Annotated in this window: 20 protein-coding genes; all 20 read right to left on the bottom strand. The window is 52.4% G+C overall.

Annotated elements, in window-relative coordinates; all coding sequences use genetic code 11:
- Positions 1–94: 94 nt before the first annotated feature.
- The 20 genes from D7024_RS09500 to D7024_RS09430 all read right to left on the bottom strand — a co-directional run bounded on the left by D7024_RS09500 (position 95) and on the right by D7024_RS09430 (position 15,638).
- Entirely contained in the window at positions 95–1,249 is a 1,155-nt protein-coding gene (locus tag D7024_RS09500) for a fibronectin type III domain-containing protein (RefSeq protein ID WP_121451576.1), read from the bottom strand.
- Entirely contained in the window at positions 1,240–1,986 is a 747-nt protein-coding gene (locus D7024_RS15390; RefSeq protein WP_279220984.1) for a lytic transglycosylase domain-containing protein, read from the bottom strand. The genes D7024_RS09500 and D7024_RS15390 overlap by 10 nt, the downstream gene beginning before the upstream one ends.
- Complete coding sequence (locus tag D7024_RS09490; protein WP_121451575.1) at positions 1,983–2,435, bottom strand: phage tail family protein; 453 nt, start codon at positions 2,433–2,435, stop codon at positions 1,983–1,985. Before D7024_RS09490 ends, D7024_RS15390 begins: the two co-directional genes overlap by 4 nt.
- Positions 2,436–2,447: 12 nt before the next feature.
- Entirely contained in the window at positions 2,448–3,620 is a 1,173-nt protein-coding gene (locus D7024_RS14585) for a hypothetical protein (protein ID WP_125185644.1), read from the bottom strand.
- Positions 3,621–3,622: 2 nt separating this feature from the next.
- Positions 3,623–4,702 (bottom strand): fibronectin type III domain-containing protein, encoded by a 1,080-nt coding sequence (locus D7024_RS09480; RefSeq protein WP_121451573.1) that lies wholly within the window; start codon positions 4,700–4,702, stop codon positions 3,623–3,625.
- Between the two features lie 7 nt (positions 4,703–4,709).
- Complete coding sequence (locus D7024_RS15385; RefSeq protein WP_279220983.1) at positions 4,710–5,333, bottom strand: lytic transglycosylase domain-containing protein; 624 nt, start codon at positions 5,331–5,333, stop codon at positions 4,710–4,712.
- Positions 5,334–5,335: 2 nt separating this feature from the next.
- Positions 5,336–7,768, bottom strand: coding sequence for a Kelch repeat-containing protein (locus D7024_RS09470; RefSeq protein ID WP_121451571.1), 2,433 nt, complete (start codon positions 7,766–7,768; stop codon positions 5,336–5,338).
- Entirely contained in the window at positions 7,734–8,585 is an 852-nt protein-coding gene (locus tag D7024_RS09465; RefSeq protein WP_165859330.1) for a glycosyltransferase family 2 protein, read from the bottom strand. The genes D7024_RS09470 and D7024_RS09465 overlap by 35 nt, the downstream gene beginning before the upstream one ends.
- 129 nt (positions 8,586–8,714) lie before the next feature.
- Positions 8,715–8,864: a hypothetical protein gene (locus tag D7024_RS14820; RefSeq protein ID WP_165859329.1), complete on the bottom strand. Its 150-nt coding sequence runs from the start codon at positions 8,862–8,864 to the stop codon at positions 8,715–8,717.
- A 53-nt stretch (positions 8,865–8,917) separates the two neighbouring features.
- A complete protein-coding gene (locus D7024_RS14815; protein WP_165859328.1) occupies positions 8,918–9,082 on the bottom strand; it encodes a hypothetical protein in 165 nt (54 codons plus the stop codon).
- Positions 9,083–9,091: 9 nt separating this feature from the next.
- Positions 9,092–9,247: a hypothetical protein gene (locus D7024_RS14810; protein ID WP_165859327.1), complete on the bottom strand. Its 156-nt coding sequence runs from the start codon at positions 9,245–9,247 to the stop codon at positions 9,092–9,094.
- A gap of 130 nt (positions 9,248–9,377) precedes the next feature.
- Complete coding sequence (locus tag D7024_RS15380; protein WP_279220981.1) at positions 9,378–9,503, bottom strand: hypothetical protein; 126 nt, start codon at positions 9,501–9,503, stop codon at positions 9,378–9,380.
- Positions 9,503–9,658: a hypothetical protein gene (locus tag D7024_RS14805; protein ID WP_165859326.1), complete on the bottom strand. Its 156-nt coding sequence runs from the start codon at positions 9,656–9,658 to the stop codon at positions 9,503–9,505. Before D7024_RS14805 ends, D7024_RS15380 begins: the two co-directional genes overlap by 1 nt.
- Positions 9,659–9,792: 134 nt before the next feature.
- The gene (locus D7024_RS09460; protein WP_121451570.1) at positions 9,793–10,314 is read right to left on the bottom strand and encodes a hypothetical protein; all 522 of its coding nucleotides are present in this window, start codon (positions 10,312–10,314) and stop codon (positions 9,793–9,795) included.
- A 35-nt stretch (positions 10,315–10,349) separates the two neighbouring features.
- Complete coding sequence (locus D7024_RS09455) at positions 10,350–10,760, bottom strand: hypothetical protein (protein ID WP_121451569.1); 411 nt, start codon at positions 10,758–10,760, stop codon at positions 10,350–10,352.
- Positions 10,757–11,125: a hypothetical protein gene (locus D7024_RS09450; RefSeq protein ID WP_121451568.1), complete on the bottom strand. Its 369-nt coding sequence runs from the start codon at positions 11,123–11,125 to the stop codon at positions 10,757–10,759. The genes D7024_RS09455 and D7024_RS09450 overlap by 4 nt, the downstream gene beginning before the upstream one ends.
- 164 nt (positions 11,126–11,289) lie before the next feature.
- Complete coding sequence (gene dnaB / locus D7024_RS09445) at positions 11,290–12,675, bottom strand: replicative DNA helicase (protein ID WP_121451567.1); 1,386 nt, start codon at positions 12,673–12,675, stop codon at positions 11,290–11,292.
- Positions 12,675–13,412, bottom strand: coding sequence for a hypothetical protein (locus D7024_RS09440; RefSeq protein WP_125185643.1), 738 nt, complete (start codon positions 13,410–13,412; stop codon positions 12,675–12,677). The genes dnaB and D7024_RS09440 overlap by 1 nt, the downstream gene beginning before the upstream one ends.
- Positions 13,413–13,791: 379 nt before the next feature.
- On the bottom strand, positions 13,792–14,106 hold the full coding sequence (locus D7024_RS09435) for a hypothetical protein (RefSeq protein WP_121451565.1): 315 nt from the start codon (positions 14,104–14,106) through the stop codon (positions 13,792–13,794).
- Entirely contained in the window at positions 14,103–15,638 is a 1,536-nt protein-coding gene (locus tag D7024_RS09430) for a DNA cytosine methyltransferase (RefSeq protein WP_121451564.1), read from the bottom strand. The genes D7024_RS09435 and D7024_RS09430 overlap by 4 nt, the downstream gene beginning before the upstream one ends.
- Positions 15,639–15,755: the final 117 nt, after the last annotated feature.

Raw genomic sequence — 15,755 nt, 5'->3', positions numbered from 1 at the left:
CGGCTATTCGGGTTTCCCATAGCGCTTCCCGTTCGGCTTTGGTCATAAGAAAAAATCCTCCTCATCGAGCTTATTTTTTGAGGAAGATTATCCCTTAGACTTGGGTATTGTGCCAAGGTGGGTTGTGTTTGACGCTTACCAGATTTCCATTTAAGTAAACCTTATATTCGCTGGCGTTTGGCGTACCTGTCCAGGTTGCTGTTGCGGATGTCTTTGTAATGTTGATTACGTCTAGGTTGGTTACCGGATCTGGCGGCAAGGTGGTAAAGGTTGTTGACACCCCCTGCCCCTCAACATTTCCGATGACACCTACAACCGTGACCGTATGGGAGGACCCTATCTGCAAGTTTGTAAAATCATACTGATTGCCTGTCGTTGTTCCCATATAAGTGCCATCTAAATAGACTTTATATGCCTGGGCGTTTGATACCGTCCAGGTTGCGGTTGCTGACGTTTTGGTTATATTAATCACCTGTAAGTTAGTAACTGGATCTGACGGGGCGGGCGGTCCGTAAGATATCGATCCTATTACTATTTTCCCTCCGTTTTGCAATAATGTTGTTTTTGTGTAATCATGTACTCTTATTTGTGATATTTGCCCGTTTATTACATATGTGTCATTCTGGCCTGTCCCTGTAGATGCAGATGTTATTAGTTTAGCCCTGGGACCTTCCTGTCCATTAATAATTGGTGCCACTTCAAATACATACCCTGCACCACCTCCAACAATTGGAACTGTATATGTAGTGCTCGTTGTATTTCCTACTAAGGTACCGTCCCTATAAACATTATATCCGCTGGCGTTGCTAATGCCGTCCCATATCAGGTTATAGTTATAAGTCGAATAAGATCCGGTGTATTGTATGCCACCGTTATCAGTCAATCGCAGGTTATTTACGGCATTTGCAGGAGGCGACAGGGTAAAAGTAAATATGACCATATAATTAGCGATGCCCGTATAGATATTGACAGTGCCAACAAATACGGGATCAAAACTAAATGTCGCAAGCAGATCACCCTGCTGGATACCTGTAACATTATCCATAGTCAAATGGCCAAACGTATTGGTATCGGTATCAAATATATATTGCAGGTTATCATATGACATGCCGGTTTTTAGATATGATACACTTACATTTGTGAAGTTTTCAGCATAAGCTGAACCATGAAACAAAAATAAGCCGGATAATGCCAGAATAGCAAGCATGACTATAGATATCCTGCGTTTTACAGCCGGACTTACCACCACTTAACCCCCTCCTTTAGCGCCAGGTAAATCCCGTACCCTTTTCTGGCCACCAGGACGGTCAGCAGCAGGAAAGCACTTGCCACTATTGAGACAATTAACACCTTCCACTGCGGCCCGAGCATCATCACAGGCCCTAAAAAGTAATCCAGGTTCAACCCCCGGGCGGCCACCTGGGAGACGTAATCCAGGCGATCCCTCACCGAAACCAGGATGTTGATGATGGGGTTAAAGAAAGTGTCTACTATCCGCTGAAACACGCCGTATGACCTCTCTTCGTATGTCAGGCCGGCAGTAGCCATGACTTTTTTCACGTAATCCCTTGTTTCGCGGAAGGGGGGAATACCCCCGTACTTGTCCACGTTGCCCGGGCCCGCGTTGTAGGCGGCCAGGGCAAGTTCAACGTCCCCTTTGTAGCGGTCTAGCAGGTACTTCAGGTATCTGGCCCCTGCCATGATGTTCTGCTGGGGGTCCCGGGGATCGCTTGCCCCAAATGCAGTCGCAGTAGAAGGCAAGAGCTGCATTACCCCTATGGCCCCTGCACTGGATACCGCGTTGGGGTTGAAGCCACTTTCACAGTACCCCACCGAAACAAGCAGGTTGTAATCCACCCCTGTTTCGCTGGCGGCCTGCTGGAAGTAGGGGATCATGTAGTCGGGAGGGGTGGGAACGGCCAGGGCCGGAGAGGGGAGAAAGATAAGGGCGGGCAGGAGTGCAAGGAAAACTGCAAGAACCCTCACCTCTCCCCACCCGCAATCTTTATCACCGCCCAAGCCGTCAGGATCCACACGAAAACGCAGGCGACCAGGGCGATAGTGTTCAGCCCTGTTTTAAGGAAAAACCCGGCTACCCCGTCCCAACCCTGCTGGTATGCCCCGGGTAAGTAGTAATAATCGGTGCTACCTGAAAAACCCATCAGCCCCGCAAAAGTGTGAAATATCCCGGCCACAATGGACCAGACAACCTTGAAGAGGCCGAAAATGACCTGCACGGCCAGGACGACAATATCAAAGACCTTCGTAATCAAGTACCACAGCCCCTGGAAGAATAAAAGCAGGGGCTGAAATATCATGGCGATGAACTGTTTGAAGGCATTCCAGATGTTCTGGAATAGCTGGCCGAACCAATGTACCGCATTGATTATACCGTTCAATAAGTGCTGGAAAAGGCTCTGGAAAAACTGGTACATGAGATCACCCTCTTAATTCAAAGGCGGTTCCGGGGTGAGCGGAGGATCCGGTGTCAATGGTGGATCCGGGGTCAATGGCTCTTCCCTCGTAAGCGGTTCATCTCTTTGTATCGGTTCATCGCGGCTCAACGGCGGATCCATAACCACCGGGTCACGGGTCAGGGGTGGGTCCATAGTTGCCGGGTCACGTTCCAGGGGAGGATCCATGCTCACCGGGTCGCGTGTTAACGGCGGGTCCATGCTTACAGGGTCCGGTGTTCTCGGCGGATCCAGCTCCCGGGGGTTGTCCCTTGCGGCCGGAGGGTCATGCTCCATTACTGTAGGGTCCGGCGCTATCGGCAGCGGTCCGGGGCTGTCCTCGAACGGCGGCATTTGCGGCGTTGGCCGGTTATAGGTGTACGGCTGTTGCGGCGGTTCGGTTACCGGTGGTGGTGTAGGGTCTATAGAGGGTACAGGCCCCAGGGAGCTTGTGTCCAGCGTCTCCGCCTGTCGAGGTATGGTTAAGTAGTCATCTATATGACTTAGGTGGCTAATTACAGTGTCTAATTGGTTAACTACAGTATCCAATTTGCTCTTGACGTAATTAATCTGGCTTATCATTTGTTCCTGTTTGCTGATTATCGTTGATAATTGATCTTTGATATTTCTTAATTCCGCAACTACCTCGGAATTGTCTATGTTTATGGTTGTCTGACTTGTACCCACCGAAGGTGTTTCTCCTACGTTAGTAGGTGGTGGTGTTGATATTTCCGGTGCCGCGAAAATAGCAGTATGACCGTTTGTGTTGCTGGCACTATCCCACCACAAATATCTGTTTCCAGAAGCATCTCCAGTCATTAAGACTAATTTAGCAAAATATGCATTAGAAGGGAAACTTATACTTACTCCCCTTGCACTCGTATTGCTCGTATCCAAATGTGCCGAAGGTAAGGGGTTTAAGGCTCTATCCCAAAACTTAATTCCTACCTGGTCACCAGGTTGAAGTTCCCACGATACTTTTATTTCTGTAAATCGCGTTGATTCCAAACCGGTAGTATCTGCCCAAAGGTACTCACTCTGTATGATTGTTGTATTTGGCTGCGATGTAAATATGTAAGACGGGTTTGCATATACAACTGCCGCCAGCGCAGGTGTAGCAGTATATAGAGAGATAAGAAATACCAGTAAACGGGCCAAAAACCTCATTATTAAACCCTCCAGGAGAACGGCGAGAACGGCACCCTGGCCATACGCGCTATGGCGAAAGCAGCCCCCACTGCAAAGACCGCCACCAGGGCGGGTATGGCATCATTCACGTAAGGGAAAATACGTTCCTTCAGCCCGGATAAAGTTATGGCCTCGGGGACCGGCAGTGTTTTTACCTGCAACGTTGCCGGCTGGCTCCTGTTGCCGTCAGGGAGGACGGCTATTAGAGATACCTGGTATTCCTGATCCGGCTGGAGGCCGGTCAGGGTATAGCTCGTCTGGTCAGTTGTTCCTGCGAGTTGTTCCCCCACGTAGATCTCATACTTTTCAGATCCCGAAACCTTATCCCACTGCAGCCAGATGGTGTCGTGGGAGTGGTTGACCATTTGCAGGCCGGTGGGAGCAGTTACGGCCTGGACGGTAAAACTTACAGCCGGTGATTGAGGGCCTTCTTTGTTGGCATTTAAACCACTGACAGCCACTGTATGGATTCCCGGTTTCAGGTTGGTCAACTCGGCAGCCTGCATCCCTTCCTGCGGTTGCACATCGGCCACGGCCTTACCGTCCACGTAAACCCGATAAGCCTGGATGTGCTGGTCCGGAGGCAGGGGGTGCCACTGCACCGTTGCCGTATTGTCGGTTACCTTCGTAACCACGGGTTTCTCCGGGGCTGTGGGAACCGGGGGCATGGTGGTAAAGCTGACGGAAGCTGACGGTCCGCTTTCCCCGCTCTCGTTGGCCGCAGTGACATAAACCGTATAGGTCATGCTGGGTTGCAGACCCTGGATGGTTACTCCCGGGGAAGTGCTCCCCGTCCACCGCTGGCCGTCCACCCAAACGGAATACTGGGTTGCGTAAGGTACCGGGGACCAGGAAATTGTGGCTTCAGTATCGGTCACCCCGGAAACGGTTACTTCCGCAGGGGCCGCCGGTGGAAGTGGAGGGCTTATAGTCACGGGGTTGACAACTTCTACCGGGGTCGGCTCGGCGTGGGCGGCCACGGCCAGGGCCAGGCAAAGGCACACACAGACCAGAATTTCCAGCAGGTACACAAGACGAAATATCATCCTGGTTTGATACATAAAATGATTACCTCCCCAAAAGGCCCATCACCGTGGCCACGTAATTTCTGGTTTCCCGGTATGGAGGTACCCCCCCGTACCTGTCTACCGCCCCGGGACCGGCGTTGTACGCGGCCAGGGCCAGGGGCAGGTTACCCTGGTAGCGGTCCAGTTGCCGCTTTAAGTACATCGCCCCTCCCAGGACGTTTTCCCGGGGGTCGTAAGGGTTAACCCCCAGGGCCCGGGCCGTGGAGGGCATGAGCTGCATGATGCCCACCGCCCCGGACGGGGATACGGCGCGGTGGTTCCCCCCGGATTCGGCCCGGGCTACGGCCCTCAGCAGTGATGAGGACAAGCCTACCTTTTGTGCGGCCCACTCGATGAGGTTATGCACATCTTCCGCAAGCCGAGTTATGATTGGCCGGATGGTTATCCCCCGGGATAGCTCGGGGAAATAAGATAGCCTGGTTTCCCGGGTGTTCACCTTGGGGGGATCCACCTGTGAAACACCCAGGGCGGAACAGTCTACAGCCACGACACGGGCCGGTTTGAGGTCTGCACAGTTGATCTGGCTGGGGGCAGCAGCTGCTACCCCCGCGCCTGTATGCAAAGTGGCCCCGATTACAACGGCGGCCACCAGTTTTTTAATCAAGGCTACCACCCCCTGAACCATCTGGCCAACATACCACTTTTAACGGCTGCTATTATCAGGGGACTTGCTTTCAGCGCAAGCCCCAGGGCTATCAGCCCCCCGAAGGGGAATATTACTGCCGCAGTGTTGCCCAGTATGTCCTTTGCGGCTTGTACCACTCCAGGGGTGTTCAGCGCGGATACGGTCACCGTCACCGGGTCGGAGGGGTACTGTTCCCCATTAACCACTGCGATAACCCTTACTTCATACGTTCCCGGTTCAGCCGTGTAAGTGTACTGCTTGTCAGAGGTGGTGGTTATCTGCTGGCCGTTTGCTTCAACGATAAAACTATTAGCTATGCTTTCCCAGGACATGATAATTTGGCGGTTGTCAACCCTGACGGTGAGTTTTGGCTTATAGCCTACAAGCGTTGTAAAGGTCGTCGTTGCTGGGTCACCTTCCACGTTGCTGATGACCGCAGTAACCCGAACTGTATAGCTCGTCGCCGGATCCAGGCCAGTGATCTCACACTGGGTTTGGGTAAGGTAAGCATCATACAGAAAATCGTTGATATAGACGTTGTAAGATTCGGCTCCCGACACCGGGTCCCAGGTCACCGTCGCCCCCGTGGAGGTTACGTTGCTCACGGTCAGGTTGGTTGGCGCAGGGGGCTTCGGTGTGGTCACCTGAACTGTTCTCATGTCGCTGGTCAGGTTTGAGGTGTTGTAAGCCTTGATGCCGTAAGTATAGGTGGCTCGTGGCGTCAAACCGCTGTCTGTATACGTGGTGGTGTTTTTATCTACCCTCGCTATCTCCGTGTTGTTGCGGTAGATGATGTATCCGGCCAGGTCGGGTTCGGTATTTGGATTCCAGTTAAGCCGCACCTGGGTCGGACCGGTAGCTTGTGCCGTAAAGCCAGATGGCGGCGCAGGAGGTACGGGGGCAGACTGATCGTAAGTAGTAAAGCTCGTAGTCGCCGGGTCACCTTCCACGTTGCTGATTACGGCGGTAACCCGCACGGTGTAGTTCGTTGCCGGGTCCAGACCGGTGATGTTGTAAGAAGTATCGGTAACATAGGCGGCATAAAGGAAATCGTTAAGGTATACGTTGTAAGATTCGGCCTCCTGTACCGGATCCCAGGTCACCGTCGCCCCCGTGGAGGTTATGTTGCTCACGGTCAGGTTGGTTGGTGCCGGGGGCTTTGGTGTTGTCACTGTCACCGTGTTGCTCATTTCGCTGGTAAGGCCGGAAGTATTGTAAGCCTTGATGCCGTAAGTATAGTTGGTTCGTGGCGTTAAACCGCTATCTGTATACGTGGTGGTGTTTTTATCTACCCTCGCTATCTCCGTGTTGTTGCGGTAAATGATGTAACCAGCCAAATCAGGTTCAGTATTGGGTTGCCACGTGAGAAGGACTTGGGTTGGGCTTGTAGCCGTAGCGGAAAGACCCGTAGGTGGCGCAGGCGAAGTGGAAACGGTAAAGGAAACTATATCAGCCAAATAGTTGCCGTTATATCCTCCGAAGATGTAGATCTTACCATCAGACCCTGTCGCAGCAGAAGTATAACCCCTCCCCGAGGGAAGAGTTACCGATAGCTTTGTAATCTGGCCAGTAGCTGGATCAAAGTAAAGTATGTCGGAAAGATAGGAACCATTGTATCCCCCAAATATGTAAATCTTACCATCAGGCCCCCTTGCCGCAGATGTACCTTCACGCTTAGAGGGAAAAGTTACCGATAGCTTTGTAATCTGGCCGGTAGCTGGATCAAAGCAAAGTATGTCGGAAAAGTATACAAGAGCACCTACGTAAGTACTACCTCCGAAGATGTAGATCTTACCATCAGGCCCTGTCGCAGCAGAAGTATAACCCCTCCCCGAGGGAAGAGTTACCGATAGCTTTGTAATCTGGCCAGTAGCTGGATCAAAGTAAAGTATGTCGGAAAGATAGGAACCATTGTATCCCCCAAATATGTAAATCTTACCATCAGGCCCCCTTGCCGCAGATGTACCTTCACGCTTAGAGGGAAGAGTTACCGATAGCTTTGTAATCTGGCCAGTAGCTGGATCAAAGCAAAGTATGTCGGAAAGAAAGGAACCATTGTTTCCCCCAAATATGTAAATCTTACCATCAGGCCCTGTCGCAGCAGAAGTGAAATGCCTCCCGGAGGGAAGATTTGCCGATAGCTTTGTAATCTGGCCAGTAGCTGGATCAAAGCAAAGTATGTCGGAAAGATAGGAACCATTGTATCCCCCGAAGATGTAGATCTTACCATCAAGACCTGCTGCAGCCGATGTGCCATACCGACCGGAAGGAAGAGTCGCAGAAAGCTTCACCACTTCGTAGGCCCACGCAACGTTATCGGAAAGAATACCAAAGATAAACAAAACCGCTAAGAAAATTCTCCCTAACCTCCATGAAATCCTAATGCCGCGTCCTCCACCAGCTTTTCTGATCACACGTCACCACTCCGTAGGCAGTGATTGGTATCCACGTAAAGAAAAACGCCCCTGCCGTCAGCAAATAAGTCCAAGCCCGGCGTATCCTCACCCGCTCGGCCAGCAAAGGCAGCAGGTAGAAAACAGGCACCGATAACAGGAGCTGGCAGGTATACTCCACATCGTCCACCAGGGTGGTAACGTTCCAGCCCACCCGGCGCAATACATCGGTGCTTATGCACAGCCCCGTCCCGGCCAGCCAGGCCGACAGACCCAGCCGGGTGCGGGCCATCTGAAGGCGGCATAGGTACCAGAACATATATGCGTAGTTGGCGGTAACCCACGAATCGCCGGGGTTTTTGGTTTCGACGTAACCCTGGATCACTTTATGGCCGGCTGCCAGGTAGTGGTCCAGTACGCCCAGGAAACCCGGGTGCACGTGGTTGTCGGCATCCAGGATTACCACGGCGTCATATTCGTCCAGGTTTATCTGCTCAAACGCCCACTTGAGGGCGTGTTGTTTTCCGCGCAAAGTTTTGTTTTCCCGCTCCAGTACCAGGGCACCGGCGGCCCGGGCCAGCTCCGCCGTCCTATCGGTGCAGTTGTCGGCAATGACGTACACATCGAATTTGTTCCCGGGGTAACGGGAGGCCAGGATGGAGCGGACGGATGAAGCTATCACGTTTTCCTCGTTGTGGGCCGGCATAAAAACGGCCAGGCGGTTTTGACCTGTTCCCGCCGGTGTGCCGGTCAGGGGCCTGCTCAACCCCAGGCTAAAAAGCAAAAAAAGCAGATGGTACAGATAATAAAGAGAGATTAAGAGCATAAATAATTCCATCTTTTTCAACTCCAAATTAAAAACGGCCCGTGTGGGCCGTTGATTTCCGGGCTAAACGGCCCGGGTAGCCCTTGGCAAGAGAGAGGCTTTTAAGCCAGCCTCTCTCTTGCTCTGGGGTGAAGGAGATGATTAACGCCGACGGCTGAAAACAACTTTGGCCGCGCCAAGCAGCATCGGGACAGCCATGATGCCCAGGCCAATAGCCAGGATGGGCCACAGGCCGTTGAATACCTCCCCGATGTAACCCAGTACGTCAGCAGGAACGATGTTAAGACTCATCTAAAATACCTCCTTTTAGGTTGGGTTGGCTTTCTATGTTTAAGCCAGAAGGCTTAACGCCTTTCGTCAATCCACTTGTAGAGGACCGTGGCTATTCCGGCCAGCACCATCGTCGCAAGCATGATCGCGAACGCCGGGGCCACAATGGGCCAGATGCTGGCCATAGTGTCCGCTATGGCCTGGTACATTTTGGTTATATCGTAATTGAGGTAGGACATAGCTACCGCCTACTTGCTGGTGTAGTGCCGCAGGATCGTGATTATACCTCCGAAAACGAAGAGAGCAAGCAATGCACCGATAAAGGGCCAGAGCAAGGGGGTCATGCTGCCGAAGACGTTGGCGAACTGGCGGTAAACTTCACTCATATCGACGTTAAAACTCATCCCCTCAACCCCCCAGTTTTAAGACTACAGCCGCTGTGGACAATCCAAGGGCAGTCAGGGCAACTGCCTTAATAATCCACGGGCAGCTTAAAAACCACAGGACACAGGAAGAAAAGTTATAATCCATGTCTTACCACCAACCCTGGTAACGGAACAGGGCTTTCATCCTGTTTACCATGTAGGCAGCCGCGAAGGGGCCTAAAAAGAGAACCGCATACAGCGCGGCCAGGCTGTGACCATCCAAGACAGTCCACATCAGATGTACCCCTCCCGGTCTGCTATGTCATAGAGCGTTTTAAACGTAAGGACTACTGCAATAACCACCAGTATGCCGGCTATGATCATGTCCCCGTAAGATAGTGATTGCAGCACTTCAAAGACCCCGTGAGGGGTGGGGACCTGGTATTTCATGTTAATCATCCCCTATTCTGATTCTAGATACATGAGCGGGAAAAGCGCAATGAGCTTTTCCCGCAGGAAATATGCTCCCTATTATGCGAAATATCGCGGTTAATTTAACTAAGGCGCTGTATGGCGCCTGTCTTTTAAAGGTGTATAGCTGTTTTGTCATAACAGGACAAACTATTGACAAATTCATGCTGTGAATCCCCCCGGTAGTAATAAACCCGTGCCAGCTTACCGTTATCCCGGGAAACAAGAACGCGGTCTATTACCCCCGTGGCCACAAGAATTTCAATAAGGTCCAGGAAGTCATCAATGCTTAAACCTGACCGCTTCAAGTTCATGTTCATGAGAAGCCGGCTGTGGCTTATTGGGCTGTGCCTGCGGATCATGGCGATCATTCGCTGCTTGTGGGTTTCAAATCGCTCATGGTCGCAGTACAGCATCCACAGCGTTATGACCTTTTCCCGGAAAGTGTATAATGACCTCTCGGCATAGCCCATTTCTTCGGCTACCACCGCCATTGACTTCCCCTGGGCGTACCTTTTAGAAGCGAAGTCGCGGTACGGCTGGTCAAGGAGGTTAATAAATCGATTTACCTTTTCCTTCAACCTTGCCGGCAGAAAACGGTAGTTTGCAAGCATGAAGGGATCCTCGCGTTTCATATTCAACCCCTCCAAATATTAAGCAGAGCTTTATTTTACCGCGCTTTACATTCCGCTTTAGCTTGAAGCTCCATAATTACCTGTTCCATAAGCTCCTTAAACTTTTTATACCGCTTTTTTAAGCCTGGTTTCATTTCATCAGGTTTGATTAGGTAAAAAGCACTCTTCCCAATGCTTACCCTGCGATTTTTATAACCATCTTTGGCTATGTGCCTGTGTAGTAATTCAGTAGGAACCGGCTCATAGCCTGTAATTTCCGCCGTTCTCAACAACAGCATGTAAGCCCGGTTGTTGCAGTAACTTTGGGCCCATCTGGCCAGTGTAATAATGTCATACTTATGCGGGTTTAGATACACACTGTTAAAAGGATTTGCACTCCACCGCAGGATCTCCCTGCATTTTTCCACAGCAGTTTCAATGCAGGCCGTACTTCTCAATGCCGTCAAACCCTCCCCCACCTTAACTTTGCTCCTGCTCTATAATCCCTTTTCTTTCTCTCCAGTGACCTTTCATGGTTATTCTTCTCGCAAACGGCCTCCAGCAGTACCATCACTTGCCATCGTTTGTCTCCCCTGGCCCGCAGGCAGTCGTTGTCGGAATTGCGGAGCCATTGCCGTACCCACCTGTAGGTCTCACAGCTTGCTACATTTACCGCCCTGCCCAGAATCTCAAGGGCCATCCCGGGTTTCTCATAGATGACGTGGTGCGGTATTACCCTGGCAAGGGCATCCGCGTCCTCCGCCTCGATTGCCCTTGCAACCCGGCGGGCGTATTGGTCCTTGATAGCTTCTTCGAGTTGTATCATTTTCACCACTTATACCTCCCGTATGGTTTTTCCAGATCGTACCGGTCACCCCGTTCTCTTGTTTTCGCCCTAAAATCACATCTAGCGCAGCAGCGAGGGTGGAGGGGAGGGGAATTCCCCTCCACACCTCTTGCAAATTCTCATCAGCATATTTAGGCATACAGCACCACCTAAACTAGCTTTAAATTCCGTTTTCCGGCTTTACTTTTCTTGGGCAATGCGTCGGCAACTTCCCCGGCCTCCCCAGCCAGGTCGTGAAACCGTGTATGCTCTTTTACGAAAGCCACCCATATCGAGCCCGTAGGACCTTCCCGCTGCTTGGCTATTATTATTTCGGCCATGCCCGGCCTGTCCAGCGGGTTGTAAAATTCTGGCCGCCAAAGTAGCAACACCAGGTCCGAATCCTGCTCAAGGTCCCCACTGTCGCGCAGGTCTGAAAGCGTCGGCCTTTTTTCACCCTGGGCTTCCACGGCCCGATTGAGCTGGCTGGCCGCTATAACGGGACAGTTAAAATCCTTCGCCATCGCTTTCAGGGAGCGCGTGATTTCTGCCAACTCCCTCACCCGGGTGTCCACCTTTTTCCCGGGGTCCAGCTGGCCGATGTAGTCAACCACAACCAAGTCAACCCTCCCGTGCTTGGCATTTAACTTGTGGACCTGAGCGCGGATGTGGGCCGGTGTTGGATGGGGGTGGTCGTCCACATACAGCTTAATTGAGCTGAGTTTAGCTGACGCATCACATACCCCCGACCACTCGTTTTCCCCAAGGTAGCCAATCCGTATGGCGTGGCCGTTCAACCTGGCTGTCTGAATTATGATTTTTTCGGCCACCCGGGTACCCCTGACCTCGGTGGTGAACAGGGCCACAACCCCGCCCGATCTTGCCACCTCCACAGCAATCTGGTCACAAAGTGAGGTCTTCCCCATACTTGGCCGGGCGGCGATGAGGATTAAATCCCCCTTCCTCAAGCCCCCGGTAAACTTGTCTAGGTCAGCAAGACCCGTTGATAGTCCTGGGAGTTTGCCCTTGTTCCTGTACCGCTCTTCGATACCTGCCACAGCACCTTGAAGCAATGGTCTAATTGGCTGCAGGCCCGCGTTTTGTTTATCCTGTTCGGACAATTCCAGGGCTGCTCTTTGCAGGTCCTGCATGGCCTCTTTGCCGTCCAGGGTGCCAGCATATATACGCTCTACCAGGTGGTGACACCTGGAAAGCACCGCCCGCAGGATGGCCTTCTCCCTCACCAACTCGGCGTGGTGTCTGGCCAGCAAAGGACTTTCAACATGATTTGGCAGGGAAGCTATATAGGTGACACCGCCTACCCTGTCCAGCACACCCCGGGACCTCAATTCCTCCGTCAGCGATATTAAATCCACGGGCTTACCGGCCTGGTACAGGTCAAGGATGGCTTGAAATATTTGCTTGTGGTCGGCACGATAGAAGTCATCCGACGTAAGGATCTCTGACACTGCGTCCACGACTTCCGCACTCAACAAGCAGGAGCCAAGCACGTACTGCTCCGCGTCGATGGACTGCGGTGGCACTCTTTTCCCCATCAGGCACCCCCGATTTCCCAATCTAAGAACTCAGGTCGCTCGTATGTTCGCTGACTAACTGGCGGTTGTGCTCGGGCAAGCGTTTGACGCAGTTTCTCGAACACGTTGGCAGCAAGAAACACTGATATAGTGCGGCCGGCCCGGGACACAAAGGGGTCGTCCGTCTCAAAAAATGCGTCTATCAGTCGACACATTTCGGACAGTGATTCATCAGGGTCCTCATGGTCGTGGTCCAATGCAGCCAGGCGCTGCTTGATTAGCTTGCCGTGTTTCCCGTAGTCAATCACGGGAGTTAGGCCCATGTGTTTAACCGCTGTATCCTGGAAATAGCGCAGGACATGCCTTACCCTGGGGTCGGCCTTGTTTTTTGCTCTCTTGAGTTTAAGGGGCGTAACTTTCTCGTCAATGCCCCCATTTTCGGCAGGAATTACGATACTTTCAACAGTTGACGTGATAGGGATAACAGGGGTTTTCTCATCGCTGTCTCCTTCTTGCGTGATTTCTTCCTGGCTTTCGCCCTCGTTTGGCAAAGGCAAAGAATCCCCCTGGCGAGTGCCGTCAGGCACCGCCGCGCCGTCAGGCGCGTTCGCCCTTTCCGTAAGGAAAGTATTATTTAGTTCCAGTTCCGGTTCCAGTTCTACCCGGACCTGTCCCGGACTTGTCCCGGACACGTCCCGGACATATCCTGGACAATGGTCATCAGTTAGTGAAACAGGCAACAACTCTTCCCGGACCACGTACCGGCTGGTCCTCCTGCTCTCCCCCTCTACCCACTCCAACCAAGGCGGCAATGGAATGCTGGCCTTGCTCGGGGGCGTGGGCTTGTCCGGTGTCTGGTGCTTGTGGAAGTTAGCTATATACAGATACGGCTTGCCGCCAACATCATAAGGTATGAGTTTACCTGCTTGTATAAGCTCATCACGCCACTGTGTAAGCAGTTCAACCGTTATGTCAGCATCGAGTGGCGAGGGGAAGAGTTGGATTTTAAACGCAAAGGGAGAGTTTTCCAGACAGCCACTGTCGTCGGCCAGCTGTACCAGGCCAAGATAAAACCACCGCTTTTCTCTTGGCCACTGAAGCAGGTCGGGATCATTCCAGAAAGATGCCTTTATTTGTCTATTGTGTAACCTCATGTTTATAAATCTCCCCTCTTTTGTTACCCTGCCTGTATAACGCTTCGTTGTACCCCTGCTTAAACCCGTCTATCATGCCATCCATCCTGCCAACCATGTAAAACAATAATGCAAGTTTTTCCTTTTTGAAGCGGGAGAGAAGAGATTGTCTTGCTTCTTTTTCTTCTTCGGAAGTGAGAGCCAATATAGCAGTTTTAGCATCCTCGATGTCTCTGTAACTATAGCCCGCTTCCAAAAGCCCACTTTCCATTTCCTCCTGCAAATTGTCCAGCCAAGTTAAAAACTCTTCCGTTGTCATGACCGGGCCCCCTCGTTAGAGAACAGGCTCATTCTTTCCGTATTATTTCCAACAACCCATACTCCTGTGTTCCCCAAAGCCCATTCACCCTGGGAACTTACCAGCAAAGCCAACAGTATTTGTTCCCCTATTGCCCGGGCCGTCGGCGGGGGGACGGCGTTTCCTATTCGCTCCCGCCAGCGTGCGTCAGATTTCCCGACCAAGGTTAGCGGCCTGCCGTCCGGCATAACCGCCGGGAACCCCTGGAGCACCGCCAACTCCAAGGTAGTAAGAGGCCGATGCCAGGTGCCATCCAGGGCTATTATCACCGGCGGCGGGTTCGGGCGCTCGTCGTCTGTAGGAATGCGTGGGTCCGCCACGGCGGCCGCCCCTGCATGGATGTCCCCGGCACCGATTACCGTAGCGGCAGGCTCGTTCCATGCTTGGACCTTATAGCTGCCACTTCGAGGGCGACACCCCAATCGGGGGTCTGCCACGGCTAACGCCCCACTCCCAAACCTGGCACCTGTGATACATGGCCCCGGTTCTTCCCACCTCACCACCCTGAATGCTATTGTTCGCCAGGTTTCCGGAACACGCGGGTCCGCTATTGCCGCAACCCCGTTGCTTCCCTGCACCCGGGCACTCCCGATAACAGTTCCGCATGGCTCGTCCCACATGGCAACCTGGTAAGCACCTGTGCGTGGTGTATGTTTGAGCCTGAGATTTTCAAAGTCCAGATGCTCCAGATCCCGCCAGTCTCCCCCGGGTGGAATAAGGGCCAACCTTACCCACGTTCGCCACTGGAGTCTTGGTAGTCGATGCATCGGACCCATAGAAGGGTCGTCAGGAAGGGGCAACTTTCCCAACACTTCCCCGATTGTTTTAAGCCTTCGGGAAGGTGGCCGATATACAAACGCAGTCATCTTTTTTTCCAGCCTTGCTATCAGCAGGTACCTCTTTCTACGTTGCGCCAGCCCTCCAATTTCCCCGCAACAGTGAAAACCCTCGTGAAACACGTACCCATATCGACGTAACAGGCGTTTTACTTGTCTTAGAAGCCATTCCCCCCGGGAAGTAATGCGGGGGACATTTTCCAGCATGATGATTGAGGGCGGGTCTTCTCCAAAGGCCTGCATGGTCAGCGCCAAGCCCCGTACTACCAAACGGTTCAAGGCCTGGTATTTCTCTGACATAGCGACCTTCTCGGGAAGTAGACCGGTAAAGCCTTTACATGGGGGCGAGAGAAAAACTACGTCAGGATATTCTCCCCCGGTTGCTGCCAGCAGGTCTTCCGCCGAAACCTCCCGCCAATCTGCCGGCGGCTCGTGACCGTGAAAAGCTATGTAGTCTGCCCGTGAGAACAGGTCCATTTCCACCGCCGGGGCTCCTGTCAGGGTCCGAAAATCCTGACAGGCTTCCGGGTCCACGTCGATACCGGCCAGGGTGCGAAACCTGCCGACCATGCCCTTATATTCCGATACCGCCTGCTGGAAACCTAAAGCTGCCCCTCCAATGCCCGAGAATAAATGCAACACCGTAAACTCTTTCATTTTATACCTCCAATATCAGTACAACAGGCAAAACTCCTTTATACTTTCAAACGCCAACCTCCACCTTGCCCCGTCTGGTACACATATCACCTCAAAATATCCATCTTCAACTGCATA

The sequence above is a fragment of the Desulfofundulus salinus genome (genome assembly GCF_003627965.1).
Lineage (GTDB): Bacteria > Bacillota > Desulfotomaculia > Desulfotomaculales > Desulfovirgulaceae > Desulfofundulus > Desulfofundulus salinus.
The sequence above is the reverse complement of the archived record's forward strand: the minus strand, read 5'-3'. Positions and strand labels throughout refer to the sequence as shown.